Genomic DNA, 21627 nt, shown 5'->3' on the forward strand with positions numbered 1-21627 from the left:
TGACGGGGCAACGACCGCGGCGTGACCTTAGGGTTGCGCCGCGGTCTGTGTTTGTCTCGACGGGGTGTTGATTCATGTGACTTCGTGTTGTATCGTGTGGGAATCTTCGAAGGGGATCCCGTGTACGCAATGGAGCGCCAGCAGCTCATCGAGCGCGAACTGCGAGAGATCGGACGCGTCAGCGTCGTCGACCTCGCTCGTCGTTTCGACGTCACCACCGAGACCGTGCGCCGTGACCTCGACCGCCTCGAGCAGACCGGCTCACTGCGGCGCGTCCACGGCGGTGCCGTGGGTGTGGACCGCGCGAGCACGACCGAGGCATCCCTCTCCGAGCGCCGTCTGCGACAGGGCGAGGCCAAGCGCGCGATCGGCATCGCGGCGGCGCGGCTGCTCACCCCCGGCTTCCGCGGCTCGATCTTCATCGACGCCGGCACCACGCCGGCCGCGGTCGCGGCCGAACTGCCGCAGGTTCTCGGAGACAGCGCGGGCGCGGTCGAGATCGTCACGCATTCGCTCGAGGCGGCCCACATCCTCGCCGGTGATGACCGTGTCTCGCTCACCGTGATCGGCGGCAAGATCCGCGGGGTCACCGCGGCGGCCGTCGGCGCGCACACGGTGCGGTCGATCGGCGAGCTGCGCCCCGACATCGCTTTCGTCGGCACCAACGGGCTGAGCGCCGGGTTCGGCCTCAGCACGCCCGACCCGGAGGAGGCCGCGGTGAAGACCGCGATCATCCGTGCCGCCCGCCGCGTCGTCGTCGTCGCCGACACCGCCAAGTTCGGAGAGGAACTGCTCGTGCGTTTCGCCCGCCTCGATGAGATCGACGTGCTCGTCACCGACGGCACACCGCCGGAGTCGCTCGCGCAGGCTCTGGCCGACGCCGACGCCGAGGTGCGTGTCGCATGATCGTCACCCTGACCGCCAACCCGTCGGCCGACCGCGCCGTGCAGCTCACCGGCGCGCTCGTTCCCGGCGAGGTCCAGCGCGCCGAATCCTCGCGGGAGGATGCCGGGGGCAAGGGCGTCAACGTCGCGCGGGTCGTCTCGGCCGCCGGCGCTCCCGCGCGCGCCGTCGTGCCGGTCAACGACCACGACCCGTACCGTCTGCTCCTCGACGACGCCGAGGTCGACGTGGCGATCGTGCCGGTGGCGGGTCGGGTGCGGGCGAACCTCACCATCACCGATCCCACGGGCGAGACGACGAAGCTGAACCTCCCCGGCGCCGAGCTCTCGTCCTCCGAGGCCGCCGCGCTCACCGCGGGTGTGGTCGCGGCGGCGGAGAACGCCACCTGGCTCGTCCTCGCCGGGTCGCTGCCGCCGGGTGTGCCGGCGACGTTCTATGCCGACCTCATCGCCGCCGTCCGCGATCGGTGGGGGGCCGCGGCTCCGCGCATCGCCGTCGACGCCTCGGGCGCCGCCCTCGCCGCCGTCGTCGCATCGGCGCATCCCGACCTCATCAAGCCGAACCACGAGGAGTTGGCCGAGCTCGTCGGCGAGGACGCCGCGGACGACCTCGACGTGATCGCCGAGGCCGCGCGCCGGGCGGCCGAGCTCGTCCCCGGGCGCGTGGCATCCGCCCTCGTCACCCTCGGGGCCGACGGTGCCCTGCTGTTCGACGCGGACGGCACGTGGCGCGGGCGCGCCCCCAAGATCCAGGTCGCGAGCACGGTGGGCGCGGGCGACAGTTCGCTCGCCGGCTACCTCCTCGCCGATCTCGAGGGGGCCACCGCCCCCGATCGACTCGCCCGCAGCATCGCGTACGGCGCGGCTGCGGCGACCCTGCCGGGGACGCAAGCCCCGACACCGGCCGACCTGCCCGCCGGGCCGATCGCCGTGACCGTTTTCTCCCCTCCCACCGCAACACCCTGACCACGAAAGGTCACCAGAAAATGTCCGACATCATCACACCGGAGCTCGTCAGCCTCGACGCGCCCCTGGGGGCCGACAAGCAGTCGGTCATCCGTGCTCTGGCCGAGCGTGTCGTCGCGCAGGGCCGCGCGACCAGCGCGCAGGAACTCTTCGACGATGCGTGGGCCCGCGAGCAGAAGGACGAGACGGGCCTGCCTGGCGGCATCGGCATCCCGCACGCCCGCAGCGCCTCCGTCACCGAACCGACCCTCGCGTTCGCGCGCCTGATCCCGGGTGTCGACTTCGGCGCGCCCGACGGTCCCGCGGACATCGTGTTCCTCATCGCCGCGCCCGCCGGCGCCGACGAGGCCCACCTCGCGGTCCTGTCGCAGCTGGCTCGGAGCCTCATGAAGCCCGAGTTCACCGGCGGCCTCCGCGCCGCGGCGACGCCGTCCGACGCGGTCCGGATCATCACGGATGCCATCACCCCGGCTCCCGAGGCACCTGCGGCCGCGGCACCCGCGGCCACGCGTGCCGAGGCCCGCACCGCCACGGCGACGAAGACGACCAAGATCGTCGCGGTCACCGCGTGCGCCACGGGCATCGCCCACACCTTCATGGCCGCGGACGCCCTGACCGCCGCGGGCCTCGAGGCTGACGGCGTCGAGCTCGTCGTCGAGCCGCAGGGCTCGAGCGGCTACAAGGCCCTCCCGCAGAGCGTCATCGACGACGCCGACGCCGTGATCTTCGCGGTCGACGTCGACGTGCGCGAGCCGCAGCGTTTCGCGGGGAAGCCCGTCGTGCGCGCCGGTGTCAAGCGCGGCATCGAGCAGCCGAAGCAGCTCATCGCCGAGGCCGTCGCCGCCAGCGAGAACCCGAACGCCGCCCGCGTGCAGGGCGGCGCGGCGGCGGCATCCGCCTCCGATGCTCCGGTCGTCCAGCAGTCCGTGGGACGTCGCATCCAGCGGTGGCTCCTCACCGGTGTCAGCTACATGATCCCGTTCGTCGCCGGCGGTGGCCTTCTCATCGCGCTGGGCTTCCTGCTCGGCGGATACCAGGTCACCAAGGATGCCGCGAACGTCATCATCCAGAACTCGCTGTGGGACCTCCCGACCGAGAACATCACCTCGTCGCTCGGCCCGCTCGGGCAGTACCTCGGGTCGGTGGCCTTCATGATCGGCGCCACGTCGATGGGCTTCATCGTCGCGGTCCTCGCGGGCTTCATCGCCTACGCGATCGCCGACCGGCCCGGCATCGCGCCCGGTTTCGTCGCGGGTGCCGTCGCGGTGCTCATGAACGCCGGCTTCATCGGCGGCATCATCGGCGGTCTGCTCGCCGGCTTCATCGCCTGGTGGCTCGGTCGCTTCGACGCTCCCCGCTGGCTCCGCGGCCTCATGCCGGTGGTGATCGTGCCGTTCCTCGGCTCGATCTTCGCCTCGGGGTTGATGATCCTGTTCCTCGGTCGTCCGATCGCCGCGCTCATGGCCGCGCTGACCGAGGGCCTGACGTCGCTCGCCGCCTCGGGCGCCGGTGCTGTCCTGCTCGGTGTCATCCTCGGCCTCATGATGTGCTTCGACCTCGGCGGACCCGTCAACAAGGTCGCCTACGTCTTCGCCACCACCGGCCTCGCCGCGGCGACGCAGACCAACACCGCGCCGTACCTGATCATGGCCGCGGTCATGGCCGCCGGCATGGTGCCCCCGCTCGCGATGGCGTTGGCATCCACGGTCCTCGCCCGCGGCCGGTTCACGCCCGTCGAGCGCGAGAACGGCGCCGCCGCCTGGCTCCTGGGCGCCTCGTTCATCTCCGAGGGCGCGATCCCGTTCGCGGCGGCCGACCCGCTGCGCGTGATCCCCGCCTCGATGGTGGGCGGCGCGATCACCGGTGGTCTGAGCATGCTCATCGGGGTCCAGTCGTACGCTCCGCACGGCGGCATCTTCGTGCTCTTCGCGATCAACCCCGTGTGGGGTTTCCCGCTCGCGATCATCGTGGGTACGGTCGTTTCGGCGGTGCTCGTCGTCGCCCTCAAGCGGATCGGTGGCACACGCAAGGAAGAAGCCCCCGTCGCCGAGTCCGCCACGGCGGTCCCGGTCGCCGCATAAGGCCCCAACGGTTCGAAAGGAATCACCATGGCAGAACGTCAGGCCACCATCGCCAGCAGCTCGGGTCTCCACGCCCGCCCCGCGAAGCTCTTCGTGCAGGCCGTGCAGGAGAAGAAGGTGCCCGTCACCATCGCGGCCGCGGGCGGTCCCGACCTCAACGCCGGCAGCATCCTGTCGCTCATGGGCCTGGGCGCCGGTCACGGCACCGTCGTGACGCTGAAGGCCGAGGGCGAGGGCGCCGAGCAGGCGCTCGACGAGCTGGTCGCCCTGCTCGAGACCGACCTCGACGCGCAGTAAGCACGTCGCACGCAGAACACCGGATGCCACGGCCCCCAGGGGTCGTGGCATCCGGTGTTCCGTCTGCGGGTGGTGTCAGACCTCGGTCGAGTCGCCCGGGCCCAGGTCGACGAACGATCCGCCGTTCTGCTCGACGGCCCACGTGAGGCGCGCGTCCCCCATCTGCTTCCCGGCGACCGAGAGCGTCATGTCGTGGGTCGCGAAAGCGCGGGCGGGCTTGACGGCCAGCACGTAGTCGATCGCTTCGGAGATCTTCAGCCACGGGGCGCCGACCGGGGCGGCGAGGAGGGAGACGTGCGCCCCCTTCGGGACCGTGTACGAGTCGCCGGGGTAGAAGAACGCGTCGTTCACGAGGACGCCGACGTTGTCGACGATCGGAATCGACGAGTGGATCTCGGCGTGCTTGCCGCCGAAGAACTCCAGGTGGAACGGTCCGAGGTCGAGCGAGTCACCGGGGTGGACCGCGACGACATCGAAGCCCGCGGCCGCCTTCTGCACGCCCTCGGGGCCGTAGATCGGCACGCCGGGGTGCGCCTTCTGGAGTCGGGTGAGGTGCTCGGGGGTCCAGTGGTCGGGGTGCTCGTGCGTGATGACGACGCCGACGAGTCCGGTGAGCTCCTCGAGCGGCGAGGTGAAGACGCCGGGATCGATGACCAGGGTGTGTCCGGCCTCCGTGAGGACGAGGGCCGCGTGTTCGCGTTTGGTGACCTGCATGCGCTCGAGTCAACTCCGCGGTGCGGGAGCCTGCAACCGCTGGACGGCGAGTCGTCGGGATGCCACAGGGTGAACGTCGTGCGTCCGCTCCGGCCCGGCTCTTCCCTCGGAGCCGCGGTCGCGGTACGGTGGGCCGGACACGCCCGGGCTGCGAGTCATTCGCGGCCCGATTTGTCGTGCGCGGCACCCGTAGTGCATACTTGAACGGTTGCGACGCGGCCCCATCGTATAGCGGCCTAGTACGCCGCCCTCTCACGGCGGTAACGCGGGTTCGAATCCCGCTGGGGTCACCAACAGGAAAACCCCCGGTCATCCGGGGGTTTTCGCGTTTCTGCTGACGGGCGGTGGAAGGGCTCTATGCGGCTTTTGGCAACAGATTGGCAACATCTGATTGCATCGCCGCGAGATTGAGCGCCGTGGCAACACCGTCGAGGTCGTCATCGAACAGGTCGGCGTACACGTCGAGCGTGACGGCGGCGGAGGCGTGCCCGAGCATCCTCTGGACGGCCTTGACGTTCGCGCCGGCGCTGACCGCGAGGGAGGCGGCGGTGTGCCGCATCTCGTGCGGGGTGAGGCCCTTGATCCCGACGGCGGCTGCGGCGTCATCGAACCAGCCGACCCGGTAGACGTGGTTGCGAAGCCAGGTGCCGGTACGGATGCCGTAGAACACCGGGGCGTCGCCGGAACGCCCGGCGATCTGCGCGCGCAGCAGCCCGACGAGGAACGCCGGGATCGGGATGCTCCGGTGCTCGTAGTCCTTCGGCGGCTCGATGCGCTGATAGCCCTTGTCGGCCACGACGGTTTGCTCGACGGTGAGCCGCGGGTGCTTCGCGTCCAGGTCGAGGTCACGGATGCGGAGCCCGGACAGCTCGCCCCAGCGCAGACCGCAGTAGGCGAGCACCAGCACGACGAGGCCGTAGCCGTAGTCGCGGCCGTCCTTCGTCTCGTCAATGGCCTTGGCGAGCGCGGCGACCTGATCGTGGGACAGGTACCGCTTGCGGGTCTTGGTCGGCTTCGGGAGCTTGAGCCGGTGGGCGGGGTTGGACGGCAGGCGCTCGTCCTCGACCGCGAACCGGAGGGAGCCGGAGAGGACGTTGACGATCTTCCGCACCGTGGCGGGGGCGCCGGGGAGCGCCGAGGCCCATTCCTGCACGCGCAGTCGCGTGAGGTCACCGATCGGGATCTTCCCCAGCTCGGGGACGATGTGCTTGTCGATGATGTTCTCGACCCGGCTGCGGGTCGTCGCCCGGAGGTCGCCGCGGGCGGCGAGCCAGGTGGTGAGCCATTCGGCCACGGTCACCCGTGCCCGCGAGGGGTCGAGGTAGCGGCCCTGGGCGATGTCGACCTCCGTGGTCGCCAGGAACAGCTCGGCCGCCTTCTTCGTCGTGAAGCCGCGCTTCTGCGTCTGCTTCTTGTCGGGGCGCCGGTAGAGCGCGCGGTAGCGGCGGCCCTTGGACGTGTCGTATGCCTCGATGCTTCCCATGCCGGCCGCCTACTGCTCCAGCCCCGCGAGGCGCTGCACGTCGATGCGGCGGTAGACGCGCTTGTGCCGGGTGAGCCGAATCGGCTCCACCGGGGCCTGGCCCGCCAGGGCGAGGGTGCGCAGCGTCGTGCGGTGGATGCCGAGCAGCGCCGCCGTCTCCTCCTCGGAGTAGAACAGGCGCTCGGGCTCCCGAGCGTCGAGGGGGGATGCGCTCTGACCCATCACGGCCTCCTTCGCATCTACAATGACAGCCGCAATCGTTGCTGTCATCTTAGATTAGACCAACACGCCAATCACAGCAAGAGTTTTAGTTGTTCGTGTCGCTCGGTACACTCGGGATGTGACCGCAGCCCCGCGACGCCCCGGCGATCAGTCCTATGACGGGCTCATCGTCTCGGCCGATCTGCCGGACGGCTGGCATTTGCCGACCCGGTTCCCCGGCGAGCGGGACGACGACGCCAGCGCGCAGATCGACGCGCTCCTGGGCTACAACGACCAGGTGACGACCGAGACCGACCGGCAGGCGCAGCTCGACTCGGAGCAGAACGAGACGATCGACGGGCGCTGGCGCTACATCGAGCACACGGCCACCGCGACCCGCGTGTTCATCCGTCTCCAGCGCCAGCAGTTCGCCGTGCCCGAGGAGGTGCGCATCACCGGGGTCGTCTACCTCCCGTGGCGGCCGGGCGATCCCGTCTCCAGCCAAGACCTCCGCGCCCTGCCGACCGCGCGCATCGAGGCGGCGATCAACGAGCGCCTGTTCGCCATGAAGCGCACGGTGACCATCACCGGCGGCAAGATCGTGCTGCCCTCCGGCCGGAAGATCAGCGAGCGCGATCTGCTCAAGCCGCTCGGGAACCCGAAGCGCACCCCCGACTTCTACGAACTCGTCGCCCTCCAGTACGGCAAGCTCTCCGCGCAGGGCGACCCGGCGCCGGCGGTCACGATGGCGAAGATCAACGGCGTCGCCCATGCCACCGCGCAGGGCTGGCTCGTCCGCACCCGCTCCCGCGGACTGCTCCCGCCCGGTCGCCGTGGGTAGTCGTCGGGGGAGTGGCGCGGCACCTCGCCCCTGAGCGCGTCGCTACAGGCTCGGCCCGAAGTCGGGTCCGCTGGCCGGGCTGTGCCGGTGGCGGTCGCGGGTGAAGTCGTGGAGCTGGGTGGCGCGGGCCTCGCGTGCGGCCAGGGCGCGCTCGGCGGCCTCACGCTGGGCCTGCTCCCGCTCGGCGCGGGCCCGGATCAGGGCGGCCGCCTCGACGGGCGGCAGGGCCTCGATCGCGGTCAGGTCGCCTCGGGCGGCCTCTGCGCGCGCCCGCCACCGGGCGGCCTCGGCTCCGGGCCGGCTCGGTACGCGGTCGCCGAGCAGCCGCCGGCGGAGGCTCGTGCGCTCCTGCGCCTGGCGTGCGGCGAGGCGCTGCTGCTCCTGCCGGGCGTTGTCGGCGCGCTCCCGTGTCTCGGCCGCGCGCGGATCGCGGTCGGCCTCGTGCTGCGCCACCGACGCCGCCCACGGCTCGACGCTCTCGGGCGTCTCCGGCAGGCGGCCCCAGCGCCGCCGCGCACCCGTCTCGATGCCGCGGTACTCGTCGCTGGCGGTCGTCAGCGCGCGGCCGGCGCCGCGCTTGCGGAGCCCGCGCGCCGCGCGGTGCGCGGCCGCCGTGTCCCGCATGCGCGCCCGTGCATCGAGGTAGGCGGTTCCGTCCGCGGTGGCCTGCTCGATCAGCGGGACCGCGACCTCGGCCCGCACGTCGGCGGCACGGGCGTCCGCGGCCGCGACGAGCTCGCGCTGCTCGTCGGACTCCGCCCGGTGCTCGGCGCGCTGCCGGTCGAGCGCGGCGCCCGCCCGCTCCCATTTCGCCGCCTCGCGCTCGGCGTGCTCGATCCGCTCCGTCAGCCGGGCGCGCTCCGCGTTCACGGCCCGCACCGGCCCGTCCGCGACGATCCCGGCGACGGCGAGCTGCGCGCGCTCGGTGGCCTCGCGGAGTCCGCGGTCGGCGCGGTCCCGCTCGAGCGCGGCCACGAACTGCTCCCGCGCGTCGCCGAGGTTCGCGGCGACGATGTGCAGCCGGTTCTCCTCCTGCCCGCGGGTGAGGCCGACGTAGACGCCGGCCGCGTCGAGCGCATCGGACAGGACGGTGTGCGAGGCAGGGGCGGTCATGCCCTGGACGCCGTAGGCGGTGGAGACGTAGGCCAAGTGCGCGTGCTCCGCGACGTACTTGGCGGGCAGATGGGCGGTGCACTGCTGCTTCCGCTGGCTCGCGGCGTCGCGCACCCACAGGCTGCCGTCGCCGCTGACGTGCTGGACGATCCAGGTCTGCCGGTTCGCCACGCCCACCTCCGAGTCGTTGCGGCGGGTCTGGATCAGGTCGCCGGCGCCGATGCTCATGCCGTCCGCGCCGTCGATGGTGCGGGCGTCGTCGACCAGCCCGGCGCGTACCCGGTCCTCGCGGATCAGGGCGTTCAGCTCGCGCGCCTCGTCGTTGGTCGCCGCGGTGATCGCGGCTCCGTCGATGCGCTCGGCGGCGACCGCGGCGCGCAGCGCCTCGGCGTCCTCGTGGAGCTGCACGAGTCCGAGCCCGTGGAGCCGGTCGAACAGTCCGGCCGGGTCGCGGCCGTCGCGCAGGTCGAGAGTGAGCCGCGCGTAGTCGGGGTCCGCGAAGCGGTGCAGGCTCGTCAGCGAGTAGACCCGCGGGACGAGCGCGGCCGCGATGTCGAGCACCCCGCCACGCCCCACGGCCGGGAGCTGCGCCCGGTCGCCGACGAGCGCGAGCGTCGCGCCGGCCTCGTCCGTGACGGTCAGCAGGGCGAGGGCGGTGTCCTGATCGAGCATGCCCGCCTCGTCCACCACGACCCGCTCCCCGGCGACCAGCCGGTTCTTCGTTGCCGGGCCGCGGTAGGTCGCGCCCGTCACCGGGTCCGTGTCGCCGACGGCCAGCCGGGTCCAGACCCCATCGGCGTTCCACCGGAACCCGTGGTCGTAGACGAGCGCCGCTACCGAGTCGGTCGGCACGCCCAGCTCGACGGCGGCCACGTCCGCGGCCTTCTTCGTCGGCGTCACCACCCGCACCGCCCGGCCCTCCTGCGCGGCGGCGCGGATCGCGGCGCCGAGCATCGTGGTCTTGCCCGCGCCGGCCGCACCCTCGACCACGACCAGCGGCCGAGTCGAGGCGCCTGCGGCCGCCGCGCGCGCCTGGTCCGCGTCCAGCCCCGGCTCCTGCACGCGCGGGGTTGCGCCGTGCGCCGGCCGGGTGGCGCGTGCGGCGAGCCGGTCGCGCAGCTCCGTCTCGACCGCGACGACGTGCAACGTCGTCAGGTGCGCCACATGCTCCAGGGGCGGCGCGTCCGGCGGCAGGATCGAGAGGCAGTCGTCGGCGGCCAGCCGAGTCGTGATGGTGATGAACTCGCGCAGCTCCTCGGGCGTGGCGCGCACGCCGGCCTCGGTGACGATGCGCGCCACCTGCTCCTGCACGTCATGCACCGTCCACGCCGATGCAGCGGCCGCGCAGCGGTCGAGCGCGCGCGAGGCGACCTGTTGCACGGCGAGCTCGTCCAGCGTGTGCGCGGGTTGCACGGTGGCGCGCGGCAGACCGGGCGTGTAGCCGGCCTCCTGCAACTCGCGCAGCCAGCCAGCCTCCGAGCCGAGCTGCGACGGCTTCTTGCTCGGCCGCTCGTGGTCCCACGCCTTCGCGTGCAACCGGGCGCGCACCACCGGCCCCGGCTCCTGGCCGGGATGCGCCGCCTCCCACTCGGCTTCGAACTTGGCGAGGTTGCGCGCCACCTGCGCGCCGCGCTTGGACATCAGCGCGTTCCACGGCTCCAGCTCGGCCACCTCGCCGGTCACCGGATCGAGGGTCAGGCCGTGCGCCTCGAGCACCGCGGCGAGCTGCGGGTGCGCCGCGATGACGGCCGTGCCGAGGGCGCGGATCGCGCCCTGCTGCCGGAACAGCGCCCCGGTGTAGAGCCCGCGCCAGGCGCCGGCCGCCCACACGCGCGTCCCGATCTGGAAGTGGATGTGCCGGTGCGGGTCACCAGCGCGAGAGGTCTTGTGCGAGACGGCCACTGTCTCCAACTGTTCGATCGGCACGACCTCCTGCTTCCCGCGCGGCCCGACGCGGGTGACCGAGTGCTGGCCGAGCCAGGACCGGATCTCCACCACCGCGTCCCGCTGCGCCGCGTCCAGGGCCTCGGACACCTCCGGGTGCAGCGCGGCCGCGACCGACAGGGACTTGGGGACGTTCACGACCATCTCCATGAACCGGGGCGATCCCCGGCCGCCCTCGCCTCGCAGCCGGGGCCGGCCCATCGACTCTCCGGTGAGCGGGTTGATCCAGTCCACCCATTGCCGGTACTCCTCAGCGGTCAGCCCGAGCTCGCCGACCACCCTGCCCTCGGCATCGACCGCCGTGAACTCCGCCAGGGCGGTCCCCGCCTCCAGGTAGTACTCGTCCGCCCGTGCACGGTCGGACTCCAGATAGCGCAGGGCATCCGAGCCAGAGCCCCGGAACGGGATCACGCCGCCCTTCATCGCTCGCCTCCTTCCTCAAATGACAGCTACCGTATCAGGTAGGATACGTCCATTCTCGTGAAGAAGTCAGAAATGAGCCAGTCCGGGGTCCGGTTTGGCGGAACAGCGAAGGTCAGAGGGTCATGAGTTGCGGAGAGTGGACAGTGGTGAGGATGTCAGAGAGCTGTGCGTGCGTGCGGAGACAACTGCTGGGCCGCGACCGAGGTACACGACGACTCCCTCTTCGTCCGTCGCGTCACGAAACGCTAGCGCGGGGCGGTGGCGCCCCGGCCGCACCCTTGTCTGCTCGCCGCGAACATCTGCACCAACCTCGTCGCGGGCTCACGCGTGCTCCTGGTTCTCTGGAACGCGTTTGGTTCTGTGGAACGCGTTCAGCTCCTCGTGATTGGGCCGATCACCTCGTCCTCCTGCTCGGCGCCCGCACTCACCAGAGCAGCGAGCGCCACCGCTCGCGCCGACACGGCCAAAGCGATGAAACAACCGTCGGAGCGTAACCGCAGCCAGCAGGTCTCGTGAGGTTGTCGTCGGGTGAGCGACGCGATCTTGACATGCAAGTGGCTACTTGCCTATTGTAATCGGAGTGGGAGACGTCTACCAGGCGCTCGCCGATCCGACCCGGCGGCTCATCCTCGACGAGCTGACGGAACGGGATGGGCAGAGTCTTTTCGAGTTGTGCAGCCGACTGGTCATGCGGCACGGCGTCACATCGAGCAGGCAGGCGATCTCCCAGCACCTGGCCGTCCTGGAGGACGCCGGCCTCGTCAGCTCGCGCCGCTTCGGGCGGACGAAACTCCACCACCTGCACACGGAGCCGCTGCGCGAGATCGCCGAGCGCTGGCCCGCCGAACCGAAGGAATGACTCATGGGCATCCGTATCAACGTGACGAGCGTGTTCGTCGACGAGCAGGCCAAGGCACTCGCCTTCTACACGGAGAGGCTGGGCTTCCTGCCGAAGACCGATGTGCCGGTCGGGGAGTTCCGCTGGCTCACGGTCGTCGGCCCCGATGAGCCTGACGGCACAGAGCTGCTGCTCGAGCCCGACCAGCACCCGGCCGCGAGGGCGTACAAGGCCGCGCTCGTCGCCGACGGCATCCCGGCGGCGTCCTTCGCCGTCGATGATGCGGCGGCAGCGCACGCCGAGCTCACCGCGAAGGGCGTCCGCTTCACGCAGGAGCCGACCGTGATGGGGCCGGTCGTCACCGCCATCCTCGACGACACATGCGGCAACCTGATCCAGCTCGCCAGCCCGGCATGAGCGTGTCCGAGGACTCGCCGAACGCCTACGATGCGGAGGGGTGCAAGACGGGGCACTGGACCGAGCCCGACCCGCATGGCGGCATCATGACGGGCGTCTACGTCGCAGGGCGGCGGCAGGGCTTGTGGCGGCACGTCGCCGACGATGGAAGGCCGCGATCGGAGGGCGAGTATGACGACGGGGCGCTGCATGGCACCTGGACGTGGTATCGGGCGAACGGCGCGCTCATGCAGCGAGGGAGTTTCGAGCACGACGTCAAGCACGGCCGATGGGAGCGCTGGGATGCGAGCGGGTGCCTGATCTACACGGGCGACTACGACAACGGCCGCAAGTCCGGCTAGTTGGGTCGCGTGCAATCCGGAAGGCACCGCCAAGTCGGCGTCGCGGCTCCGAAGGCGTGAATATGAGCACGCCCGCGCCAAAGGGAAGCTGGCTGATCCGCCCGGCAGGTATGGCTTGGCTTGCTAGCGGCGAGTGCAGCAGTCGACAAGGCTGAGACGCATGCTCTTGTTGCGGCCACTGTGGCGATACCCGATCATCTCGGTCACCGTCGTGATGCTCGCCGCGGTCGTGGTTCTCCACGCCCTCGGAGCGGATGCCGTAGGGCGATGGATGGCGACGGCCTACGTCGGAGCGTTCGTCGCGTGGACGCTGGTTCGGATGGTGCGGGATGTGCTCCGCGGGCATGTCGGGCTTGACATCCTCGCGGTGGTGGCGATGGTCGCAACCCTTGCCGTGGGCGAGTACATCGCGTCGCTCATCATCGTCCTGATGCTCTCCGGCGGTGAAGCGTTGGAGGACTTCGCTGCCCGGCGGGCCAGGCGCGACCTCACCGCGCTGCTGGACCGATCACCGCGCACCGCGCATGTTCTCACCCACGAGCATGCATCGGACTCGGACGAGGTGCAGGATGTCGCGGTCGAGCACGTAGGGATCGACGATGTGCTGCTGGTGCGGCCGGGCGAGATCGTGCCGGTCGACGGCATCCTGCTCACCGACAGCGGCACGTTCGACGAATCGTCGCTCACCGGAGAGAGCCTGCCGGTGACTCATGAGGCGGGCAGCGAAGTGCTCTCCGGCGCTATCAACGGAAACCGGGCGGTGCAGATCCGGGCGGTGCGCCGCAGCGCGGACAGTCAGTACCAGCAGATCGTCGCGCTCGTGCGTGCCGCGGAGGACTCGCGTGCGCCCGTCGTGCGGCTCGCGGATCGGTTCGCCATCCCCTTCACGGCGGTCTCGCTCGCCCTCGCCGGCATAGCGTGGGCGATATCGGGCGACCCTACGCGCTTCGCTGAGGTGCTGGTGCTCGCAACGCCGTGCCCCCTGCTGATCGCTGCACCGGTCGCGTTCCTCGGCGGGCTCTCGCGAGCCGCGAAGGCCGGCGTGATCGTGAAGGGCGGGGGCGTTGTCGAACAACTCGCCCGAGTGCGGTCCGCCGCCTTCGACAAGACCGGAACGCTCACGCAGGGCCAGCCGACCCTCGTTGACGTTCGCCCTGTCGACGGCTTCGAGGCGGGCGACCTGCTGCAGCTCGCCGCGTCCGCTGAACAGTACTCATCGCATGTGCTCGCAGACAGCATCCGACGGGCCGCGGTCGAGCGCGGCATCGACCTCCTCGCGGCCGAAGAGGCCAGTGAGGTCGCCACGAATGGTGTGACCGCGGTGATCGGAGGACGAACGGTCGTCGTCGGAAAGCCCGCCTACGTCGCGGCGGTGGCGGCCGACACGGTGCGCGCAGACCTGACGACGGGCGAGGCCGCGGCCTACGTCGCCATCGACGGCCGCTTCGCCGGCATCCTCGTGCTCGCCGACGATCCCCGCCCGGAGTCCCCCGCGGTGGTGTCGTGGCTGCGGTCGAACGGCGTCGAACGGATCGTGATGCTCACGGGAGACACTCGTGCGACAGCCGAATCGATCGCACGGCAGACAGGGATTGACGAGGTGCATGCCGAGCTCCTTCCACCCGAGAAAGTTCATCTCGCGGCCGACTTGCATCCACGACCCGTGATGATGGTCGGCGATGGAGTGAACGACGCCCCGGTACTGGCTGCCTCCGACATCGGCGTTGCGATGGGCGCGAAAGGCGCGACCGCGGCCGGTGATGCCGCTGACATCGTGATCCTTGTCGACTCGCTGGGCAAGGTGGTTGACGCCGTGTCGATTGGGCGGCACACGCTTCGCGTCGCGCTGACCGCGATCTGGCTCGGCATCGGCCTCAGCGTTGGCCTCATGCTTATCGCCATGACCGGCGCCATCCCCGCCGTTGCCGGCGCTCTCACGCAGGAGTTCGTGGACCTCGCGACGATCCTCTACGCCCTTCGCGCGTTGGGCGGCCCGCCGAGCGGATTCCCCGCTGCCGGATCACCGCCATCACGATGATCCGACACGGAGTCCGAATCGCACCGCGTGTGACGCTCTGAAACCCGAGCACCACGACCGGAATCTGCGGCGAGAGCCGAGGTGCAGGGTTGCCTCTCCTTGCTGGCAGCAGGAGAGCTACCGAACTATCGTGAGTAGCCGTGACGACGCAATCCCCTCCATATCGGCATTCCGGCGAGCCTCACGCGTCGGGGCTCTCCCAGCGGCTGAACTGGCTTCGCGCGGGCGTGCTGGGAGCGAACGACGGGATCGTGTCCACGGCGGCGGTCGTCGTCGGCGTCGCCGGGGCGACGGCCGAGGTCACGCCGGTATTCCTGGCCGGGGCCGCGGCCCTGGTCGGCGGGGCGATCTCGATGGCGCTCGGCGAATACGTCTCGGTGTCCAGCCAGCGGGACACCGAGCGGGCCCTCATCGAGAAGGAGCGGCGCGAGCTGGAGGAGGATCCCGAGGTCGAGCTCGAGGAGCTGGTCGGGCTCTACGAGGAGCAGGGCCTCACCTCCGGCACCGCCCGCTTGGTGGCGACGGAGCTGACCGAGCACGACGCGCTCAAGGCCCACCTGGCCGTCGAGCTGAACATTGACCAGGAGGACGTCGTCAGCCCCTGGCACGCCGCCCTCGCCTCGCTGATCGCCTTCACGATCGGTGCCGTGCTGCCGCTGCTGACGATCCTGCTGCTGCCGCACCCGGCGCGCATCGTGTGGACCTTCGTCGCCGTGCTCCTCGCGCTGGCGGTCACCGGATACGTCGCGGCCTGGATCGGCGGCTCTCATCGGTGGCGGGCCGTGGCGCGTCTGGTGATCGGCGGTGCGCTTGCCCTGGGAGCGACCTTCCTCGTCGGCTCCCTGTTCGGCACAGTCGTCGGCTGACCCGGCGCGGGCTCACCCCTCGCTCACAGCACGGCCCAGCCGATGAGGCTGGCGGCGATGACGACCGCCCATGCCGGAGCCTTCCACGATGTCAGGGCGACAAAAGCGGCGGCGGCGATCGCGAGGCTCGCCGCCGAGGTGACCCCTTCGGTGAACACCGGCGTGTAGAGCGCGGCGGCAAGGATGCCGACCACGCCGGCGTTCACGCCCATGAGCGCCCGCTGCGCGAGCGGGGCGCGGCGTAGCCGATCCCAGAACGGCAGCACGCCGACTACCAGCAGAGTCGCTGGAAGGAAGATCGCAACCAGCGCGATCCCGGCGCCAAGCAGCCCGGACGGCGGGCTGGTGGTCATGGTGCCGAGGTAGGCGGCGAAAGTGAACAAGGGGCCGGGGACTGCCTGCGCGGCACCGTAGCCGGCGAGGAATACGTCATGGTCGATGAGGCCGGTCTGCACGGTCCCGGCTTCCAGCAGCGGCAGCACGACGTGGCCCCCGCCGAACACCAGCGCCCCGGCGCGGTAGAACACGTCGAACAGGCGGGCGGCTCCGTCGCCGGTCGCCGCCGAGAGCGCCGGGAGGCCGGCCAGCAGGACCGTGAAGACAGCCAGGCTCGCGATCGCCACCCAGCGAGGCACCCGCACGGCGAATGGCTCCGACTCCGATGCCGTGGCGGCCTGCGGGCGCAGCCACACCAGCCCGACGATTCCGGCGGCGGCGATTACCGCAACCTGGGCGAAGGCGCTCGGGACCAGCAGCACGACGATCATGCCCGCCACGGCGATCGTCGCCCGCTTCGCATCCGGAGTCAGCGTTCTCGCCATCCCGAGCACGGCGTGGGCGACGACGGCGACCGCCGCGGCCTTGACCCCGTGAATCCATCCGGCGTTCGACAGGTCGCCGAGCGCCGTGACCCCGTAGGCGAACGCGACCAGCAGGATTGCCGACGGCAGGGTGAAGCCCGCCCACGCGGCCAGCAGTCCGCCGAACCCTGCGCGTTGCAGCCCGATCGCCATGCCGACCTGGCTGGACGCCGGGCCGGGCAGGAACTGGCACAGGGCCACCAGGTCCGCGTAGGCGCGGTCGCCCAGCCACTTGCGGCGCTCCACGAACGCCTCGCGGAAGTAGCCCAGGTGCGCGACCGGACCACCGAACGAGGTCAGCCCCAGGCGCAGGAACACCAGGAACACCTCTCCGACCGTGCCGGGATGGCGGCGCTTGCGGGTCGGGGGCGAAGGAGTCATCAGGAACAGCCTGGCTGAGCCATGTGATTCTGCCTAAACCAGCAGGCTCGCCCTGGTGGCCGACCACGCCTGCGCCGCGACCTGCACGGCGTCCCAGGGTGAGCCGAGGGGCGGGGTGTAGGAGAGGTCGAGGTCGCTGATCTGCTCGATGGTGAGCCCGGCGTAGAGGGCGGTGGCGTAGGTGTCCACGCGCTTGGAGACTTCGGTGCCTCGTCGCCCGACGAGCTGCGCGCCCAGGAGCCGGCCGTCGCGGGTGTCGCCGGTGATGCGGAACTGGATGGGGTGGGCTCCGGGGTAGTACCGCTTGTGGTCGTCGGCCGCCGCCGCGGTGGTCATGGCCGCGTAGCCGGCTCCCTCGGCCTCGTGATCCCGGAGCCCGGTGCGAGCGGCAACGAGGTCGAACACCTTGACGACCTGGGTGCCGACGGACCCGGCGAAGCGCGCGTCGCCGCCGATCGCGTTCTCGCCCGCGACGCGGCCCTGCTTGTGCGAGGTCGTCCCCAGCGGCAGGTAGGTCACCCCGAGAAGGCGGTGGTGGGTGATGATGCCGTCGCCGGCCGCCCACACATGGGGCAGGCCGGTGCGCATCCATTCGTCCACCACGACCGCGCGGCCCGCGCCCAGGGTCGCCCCGGCCTGCTCCAGCAGTTCGGTGTTCGGGCGCACGCCGACGACGACGAGCACGAGGTCGGCGGTGCGCTGGATCGGCTCGCCCCGGTGGGTGCCGGTGACGGTCAGCCCGGCCGGGGTCTTCTCGATCCCGGTGACGGTAGTGTCCGTGACGACCTCGACGCCGTGCGCCTCGATCTCATCCCGCACCAGCGCGCCGAGTTCCGGGTCGAGGGTGGAGAGCACTTCGGAGCCGCGCTGGAGCTGCGTCACGCGCAGCCCGCGGACGGTGAACGCCTCGGCCATCTCCAGGCCGACGTAGCCCGCGCCGACGATGATGGCCGACTGCGGTTGCCGGTCGGTCAGGTCGCGGTCCAGGGCGAAGGTGTCGCCCATCGAGTGGATGACATGCACCCCGTCCTCCGGGCCGAGCCGGTCGAGGCCGGCGATCCCGGCGTGGGACGGGAGTGCCCCGGTGCCGACCATCAGCTCGTCGTAGGCCAGTTCCTCGATCTGGCCGTCCGGGTTGCGGACTTCGAGGCGATGCCCGGACACGTCGATGCCGGTGGCGTAGGTGTTCAGCCGCAGCCGCATCCCGGTCGCCTCCAGGTCCGCCGCGGTGCGGTGCGCGAGCGACTGCCACGGCTGCACCTCCCCGGTGAAGTAGTACGGGATGCCGCAGATCGAGAAGTTCGGGTACTCGTCGGCGACCACGACGGTCACCTCGGTCGCGGGGTCGAGCTCGCGGGCGCGCAGCGCGGCGGAGATCCCGGCGTCGCTGCCGCCGATGGCGATCAGGTGGGTCATAGGGTTGCCTTTCTCGGGAACAGGACGAGGACAAGGGCCAGGCCGAGCGCGCCGCCGACGAGCTGCGCGCCGATGAACCACGGCACGCAGCCGGGGGCGATCCCGGCGAAGGTGTCGGAGAAGATGCGGCCGATGGTCACCGCGGGGTTGGCGAACGACGTGGACGAGGTGAACCAGTACGCCGCGCCGATGTAGGCGCCGACCGCGGGACCGACGAACGCGGCCCGGCCGGTGCGTACAAGGGCGAAGATCACCAGCACCAGCCCCGCGGTCGCCACGACCTCGGCCAGCAGATGCCCGGCGCCCAGGCGGTCCTTGCTGGAGATCGTGGTGGCGACGCCGAACATCGTGTTCGCCAGCACCGCCCCGCCGATGCCGCCCGCGATCTGCGCGACGACGTAGACGCTGATCTCGACCGGCCCGCGCCGGGCGCCGAGGGCGCGGTCGGCGAGGGTCACGACCGGGTTGAGGTGCGCCCCGCTGACGGTCTGGAACACGAGGATGAGCACCGCCAGGCCCAGCGCGGTCGCCAGCGAGTTCTCCAGCAGTTGCAGCCCCACATCCCCCGGCGACAGACGCTCGGCGGCGATGCCCGAGCCGATCACGACCGTCACGAGCAGCCCCGCGCCGAGGAACTCGGCCAGGGCACGGCGCCAGAGCGGGGCGACGGCAGGGGGCGGTGAGGGGGTCATCGCGGGATCACCTTGACGACGATACATTGCTCAGTCACTATTGAGGTAATGAACGTTGAGGAAACTAGCCTGGCTGGGCGGGTGGCGCGGTACGCGGCGCTGGCCGACCCGGTGCGCCTGCGGATCATGGACCTGCTCACCCTGGGCGACGCAGCCCCGGTCGAGTTGCAGACCGAACTCGGCATCTCGTCCAGCCTGCTCGCGCACCACCTGAACCTCCTGGAGCGGGAGGCGATGCTGATCCGCACCCGGTCGGAGGCCGACCGACGCCGTACCTACCTGCGCCTCGCCCCCGCCGCGTTCGACGGGCTCATCCCGACGCCGACCCTCGGGGTGAGGCGGGTGGTGTTCGTCTGCACCGGCAACTCGGCGCGCTCGCAGCTCGCCGCCGCGCTCTGGCACGACGCGAGCGATGTCCCGGTCGCCTCGGCGGGCACGCACCCCTCGGACGCGATCGAGCCGGGCGCGCTCGCCGCCGCCGAGCGGCACGGGCTCACCCTCCGCGCCTCCCGACCGCGGGCGCTTCCGGACGTGGCCGAGGCCGACGACTTCCTGGTGACGGTCTGCGACACCGCCCACGAAGAACTGGCCGGCGGGGGCCGGCTGCATTGGTCGGTCCCGGACCCGGTGCGCGCAGGGACCGATGCCGCGTTCGATGCCGCGTTCGAGGACATCGCCTCCCGAATCCAAAGCCTCGCACCCCGGCTAACCACGACGAAGGGATGACGACGATGCCCCACGAGCACGAACGTCATGCGTCCATCACCATCGACCAGGAGGCGGCCCTTGCCACCAGCGCCGAGCGCCTGACGCGAGAGTTCGCCGGCACCTTCGGGCGGGAGACGATCGACCGCTCCCTGCACGCCTCCTACGCCGACCTCGCCGCACGCGCCACGGTTCCGAACTACCTGCCCCTGCTGACCGAGAAGTTCGCCCGGCAACGCCTGCGCGCACTCGCCAAGGTCGATGGCCTCCAGGTCGATGGCAAGCCGACCGTGCTGTTCCTGTGCGTCCACAACGCCGGCCGCTCGCAGATGGCACTCGGCTTCTTCCAGCACCATGCCGGCGAGCACGCAGTCGGCTGGTCCGGCGGCTCCGAACCGGGCGAGCGGATCAATCCGGTCGCCGTCGAGGTCATGGCAGAGCGAGGCATCGACATCGCCGGCGAGTACCCGAAGCCGTGGACGGATGAGGTCGTGCGCGCCGCCGACGTGGTGATCACGATGGGCTGCGGCGACGCCTGCCCGATCTTCCCCGGCAAACGCTACGAGGAATGGACCCTGCCCGACCCCGCCGGCTGGACGCCCGAGGGAGTCCGCCCGGTGCGCGACGAGATCGAACGACGGGTGCTGAGCCTGCTGGCCGAGTTGAGCGTGCCGACGCGCTCCTGAGCGATCGCCGTCACCGGGTGGCAGAGACGGGCGCGCGCCCGATCTGGAGCACCTTCGGTGCCGGAGCGCAGCACGCCTCGCCCTTCGCCGCGTCCGGGTCGTCGAACAGCCCCGCGCCCCCGCATACGCCTGTCTCGGGCAGTACCAGCTCGACCCGCGCAGCGGCCTCGTGGTCGCTGGAGAGCTGCGCGACAACGCTGCGGACCTGCTCGTACCCGGTCAGCGCCAGGAACGTCGGCGCGCGGCCGTAGGACTTCGCTCCCACGATGAAGAAGTCGGGCTCCGGCTGGGCGAGGTCGGCCGCGCCGGTGGTGCGCACCGACCCGCAGGAGTGGATGTTCGGGTCGATGTCCGCCGCGATCCGCACCGGCGCCTGCAACCGGGCATCCAGTTCCAGCCGAATCTCCGACAGGAACGACAGATCCGGCCGGAAGCCGGTCAGCACGACGACGCGAGCGGCGGGATCGAGCGCGCGGCCGTCCTCGGCGGTGAGGACCGCGCCCTGATCGGTGGTGTCGATCCGCTCGGTGCGGAAGCCGGTGACCAGGGACACGATGCCGTGGTCGACGGCATCCTTCGCGCGCTCACCGAGCGCACCGCGGGCCGGAAGCTGGTCCGCGTCCCCGCCGCCGAAGGTCGAGCCGACACCATCGCGGCGCAACGCCCAGGTGATGCGAGTCTCCGGGTACTGGCGGGCGATCCGGGCCAGCTCGGTGACAGCGGTGATGGCCGAGTGCCCGCTGCCGAGGACGACCGTGTGCCGCCCCGCGTATTCGGCAGGGTTCTCGAACGCGGGAATCCGGTACGTCAGGAAGCCCGTGGCCTCGGCCTCGCCGATCGTCGGCAATCCGTCAGCACCGGCCAGGTTCGGGGCCGACCATGAACCGGATGCGTCGATCACCGCACGCGCCTCGATCCGCGACTGGGCGCCGCCGGGTTCCTCGACGTGGACGACGAAGGGCTGCTCGGCGCGACCGGCATCCACGAGAAGGTCGCGGCCCTTCCGACCGATTCCGGTCACGCGCGTCCCGAAGCGCACTCGTTCACCGAGGGCGTGAGCGAGTGGAGCGAGGTAGTCGGAGATCCACGCCTCACCTGTCGGGTATCCGTGCTCGTTCGCGCGCCATCCGCTCGGCGCCAGGAGGCGAGCGGCGGCCTGGTCGATCAGCTCGGGCCACTCCGAGAACAGGCGGACGTGCCCCCACTCGGCCACGGCTGCCGCCGGCCTGGTGCCCTGTTCCAGCACCAGCGGCTCCAGGTCACGCTCCAGAAGATGCGCCGCCGCCGCGAGCCCTTGCGGTCCTGCACCGATCACCACAACGGGAAGTCCCACTATCACTCCTCGTATCGACTAGCATCAATACATCGAGAATCCTCGATACATCGAGCAATGTCAATACGACCCGATGGAGCTGCACCGTG

20 protein-coding genes and 1 tRNA gene are annotated in these 21627 nt (G+C 71.1%); 13 read left to right on the forward strand and 8 right to left on the reverse strand.

Annotated elements, in window-relative coordinates:
- The first annotated feature begins 120 nt into the window (after positions 1-120).
- The 4 genes from QM517_RS03135 to QM517_RS03150 are packed head-to-tail and all read left to right on the forward strand — an operon-like array spanning position 121 to position 4246.
- On the forward strand, positions 121-906 hold the full coding sequence (locus QM517_RS03135) for a DeoR/GlpR family DNA-binding transcription regulator (protein ID WP_175627610.1): 786 nt from the start codon (positions 121-123) through the stop codon (positions 904-906).
- The gene (locus QM517_RS03140) at positions 903-1868 is read left to right on the forward strand and encodes a 1-phosphofructokinase family hexose kinase (RefSeq protein WP_283285149.1); all 966 of its coding nucleotides are present in this window, start codon (positions 903-905) and stop codon (positions 1866-1868) included. Before QM517_RS03135 ends, QM517_RS03140 begins: the two co-directional genes overlap by 4 nt.
- Before the next feature lie 20 nt (positions 1869-1888).
- A complete protein-coding gene (locus QM517_RS03145) occupies positions 1889-3949 on the forward strand; it encodes a PTS fructose transporter subunit IIABC (protein ID WP_283285152.1) in 2061 nt (686 codons plus the stop codon).
- A gap of 27 nt (positions 3950-3976) precedes the next feature.
- Positions 3977-4246 carry an HPr family phosphocarrier protein gene (locus QM517_RS03150; protein WP_077051674.1) on the forward strand — a complete coding sequence of 90 codons (270 nt, stop codon included), beginning with the start codon at positions 3977-3979 and terminating at the stop codon, positions 4244-4246.
- Between the two features lie 75 nt (positions 4247-4321).
- On the opposite strand, the gene QM517_RS03155 is transcribed toward QM517_RS03150, so the two are convergent.
- A complete protein-coding gene (locus QM517_RS03155) occupies positions 4322-4960 on the reverse strand; it encodes an MBL fold metallo-hydrolase (RefSeq protein WP_077051673.1) in 639 nt (212 codons plus the stop codon).
- 217 nt (positions 4961-5177) lie between these two features.
- On the opposite strand from QM517_RS03155, the gene QM517_RS03160 reads away from it, so the two are divergent.
- Positions 5178-5253: transfer RNA gene (locus QM517_RS03160), tRNA-Glu, on the forward strand.
- 62 nt (positions 5254-5315) lie between these two features.
- Here QM517_RS03160 and QM517_RS03165 read toward each other — a convergent pair.
- Together QM517_RS03165 and QM517_RS03170 are read right to left on the reverse strand one after the other, a co-directional pair.
- Positions 5316-6443, reverse strand: a complete 1128-nt coding sequence (locus QM517_RS03165) for a site-specific integrase (RefSeq protein WP_146318768.1) — start codon at positions 6441-6443, stop codon at positions 5316-5318.
- Between the two features lie 9 nt (positions 6444-6452).
- The gene (locus QM517_RS03170) at positions 6453-6665 is read right to left on the reverse strand and encodes a helix-turn-helix transcriptional regulator (RefSeq protein WP_146318766.1); all 213 of its coding nucleotides are present in this window, start codon (positions 6663-6665) and stop codon (positions 6453-6455) included.
- 118 nt (positions 6666-6783) lie between these two features.
- On the opposite strand from QM517_RS03170, the gene QM517_RS03175 reads away from it, so the two are divergent.
- Complete coding sequence (locus QM517_RS03175) at positions 6784-7485, forward strand: hypothetical protein (protein WP_146318764.1); 702 nt, start codon at positions 6784-6786, stop codon at positions 7483-7485.
- A 42-nt stretch (positions 7486-7527) separates the two neighbouring features.
- Here the strand turns inward: QM517_RS03175 and mobF are convergent, their stop codons facing one another.
- On the reverse strand, positions 7528-10965 hold the full coding sequence (gene mobF, locus QM517_RS03180) for a MobF family relaxase (RefSeq protein ID WP_283285158.1): 3438 nt from the start codon (positions 10963-10965) through the stop codon (positions 7528-7530).
- A gap of 580 nt (positions 10966-11545) precedes the next feature.
- Here mobF and QM517_RS03185 point away from each other — a divergent pair.
- The 5 genes from QM517_RS03185 to QM517_RS03205 all read left to right on the forward strand — a co-directional run bounded on the left by QM517_RS03185 (position 11546) and on the right by QM517_RS03205 (position 15465).
- Entirely contained in the window at positions 11546-11824 is a 279-nt protein-coding gene (locus tag QM517_RS03185; RefSeq protein ID WP_210415952.1) for an ArsR/SmtB family transcription factor, read from the forward strand.
- 3 nt (positions 11825-11827) lie between these two features.
- Positions 11828-12220, forward strand: a complete 393-nt coding sequence (locus QM517_RS03190) for a VOC family protein (protein WP_302849660.1) — start codon at positions 11828-11830, stop codon at positions 12218-12220.
- Positions 12217-12561 carry a toxin-antitoxin system YwqK family antitoxin gene (locus QM517_RS03195; RefSeq protein WP_210415951.1) on the forward strand — a complete coding sequence of 115 codons (345 nt, stop codon included), beginning with the start codon at positions 12217-12219 and terminating at the stop codon, positions 12559-12561. The genes QM517_RS03190 and QM517_RS03195 overlap by 4 nt, the downstream gene beginning before the upstream one ends.
- Before the next feature lie 160 nt (positions 12562-12721).
- On the forward strand, positions 12722-14599 hold the full coding sequence (locus QM517_RS03200) for a heavy metal translocating P-type ATPase (RefSeq protein WP_303655392.1): 1878 nt from the start codon (positions 12722-12724) through the stop codon (positions 14597-14599).
- Between the two features lie 140 nt (positions 14600-14739).
- On the forward strand, positions 14740-15465 hold the full coding sequence (locus QM517_RS03205) for a VIT1/CCC1 transporter family protein (RefSeq protein WP_146318761.1): 726 nt from the start codon (positions 14740-14742) through the stop codon (positions 15463-15465).
- 23 nt (positions 15466-15488) lie between these two features.
- On the opposite strand, the gene chrA is transcribed toward QM517_RS03205, so the two are convergent.
- The 3 genes from chrA to QM517_RS03220 are packed head-to-tail and all read right to left on the reverse strand — an operon-like array spanning position 15489 to position 18814.
- Positions 15489-16706 carry a chromate efflux transporter gene (gene chrA / locus QM517_RS03210; RefSeq protein WP_283285168.1) on the reverse strand — a complete coding sequence of 406 codons (1218 nt, stop codon included), beginning with the start codon at positions 16704-16706 and terminating at the stop codon, positions 15489-15491.
- 33 nt (positions 16707-16739) lie between these two features.
- On the reverse strand, positions 16740-18122 hold the full coding sequence (locus QM517_RS03215) for an FAD-dependent oxidoreductase (RefSeq protein ID WP_146318757.1): 1383 nt from the start codon (positions 18120-18122) through the stop codon (positions 16740-16742).
- Complete coding sequence (locus QM517_RS03220; protein WP_283285172.1) at positions 18119-18814, reverse strand: aquaporin; 696 nt, start codon at positions 18812-18814, stop codon at positions 18119-18121. Before QM517_RS03220 ends, QM517_RS03215 begins: the two co-directional genes overlap by 4 nt.
- Before the next feature lie 48 nt (positions 18815-18862).
- On the opposite strand from QM517_RS03220, the gene QM517_RS03225 reads away from it, so the two are divergent.
- Complete coding sequence (locus QM517_RS03225) at positions 18863-19540, forward strand: arsenate reductase/protein-tyrosine-phosphatase family protein (RefSeq protein WP_283285174.1); 678 nt, start codon at positions 18863-18865, stop codon at positions 19538-19540.
- Between the two features lie 5 nt (positions 19541-19545).
- Positions 19546-20205, forward strand: coding sequence for an arsenate reductase ArsC (locus tag QM517_RS03230; protein WP_210415949.1), 660 nt, complete (start codon positions 19546-19548; stop codon positions 20203-20205).
- Between the two features lie 10 nt (positions 20206-20215).
- Here the strand turns inward: QM517_RS03230 and QM517_RS03235 are convergent, their stop codons facing one another.
- Entirely contained in the window at positions 20216-21538 is a 1323-nt protein-coding gene (locus QM517_RS03235) for an NAD(P)-binding domain-containing protein (protein ID WP_374114651.1), read from the reverse strand.
- Positions 21539-21627: the final 89 nt, after the last annotated feature.

The organism is Microbacterium sp. IEGM 1404, assembly GCF_030056775.1.
In the GTDB taxonomy this organism is placed as follows: Bacteria; Actinomycetota; Actinomycetes; order Actinomycetales; family Microbacteriaceae; genus Microbacterium.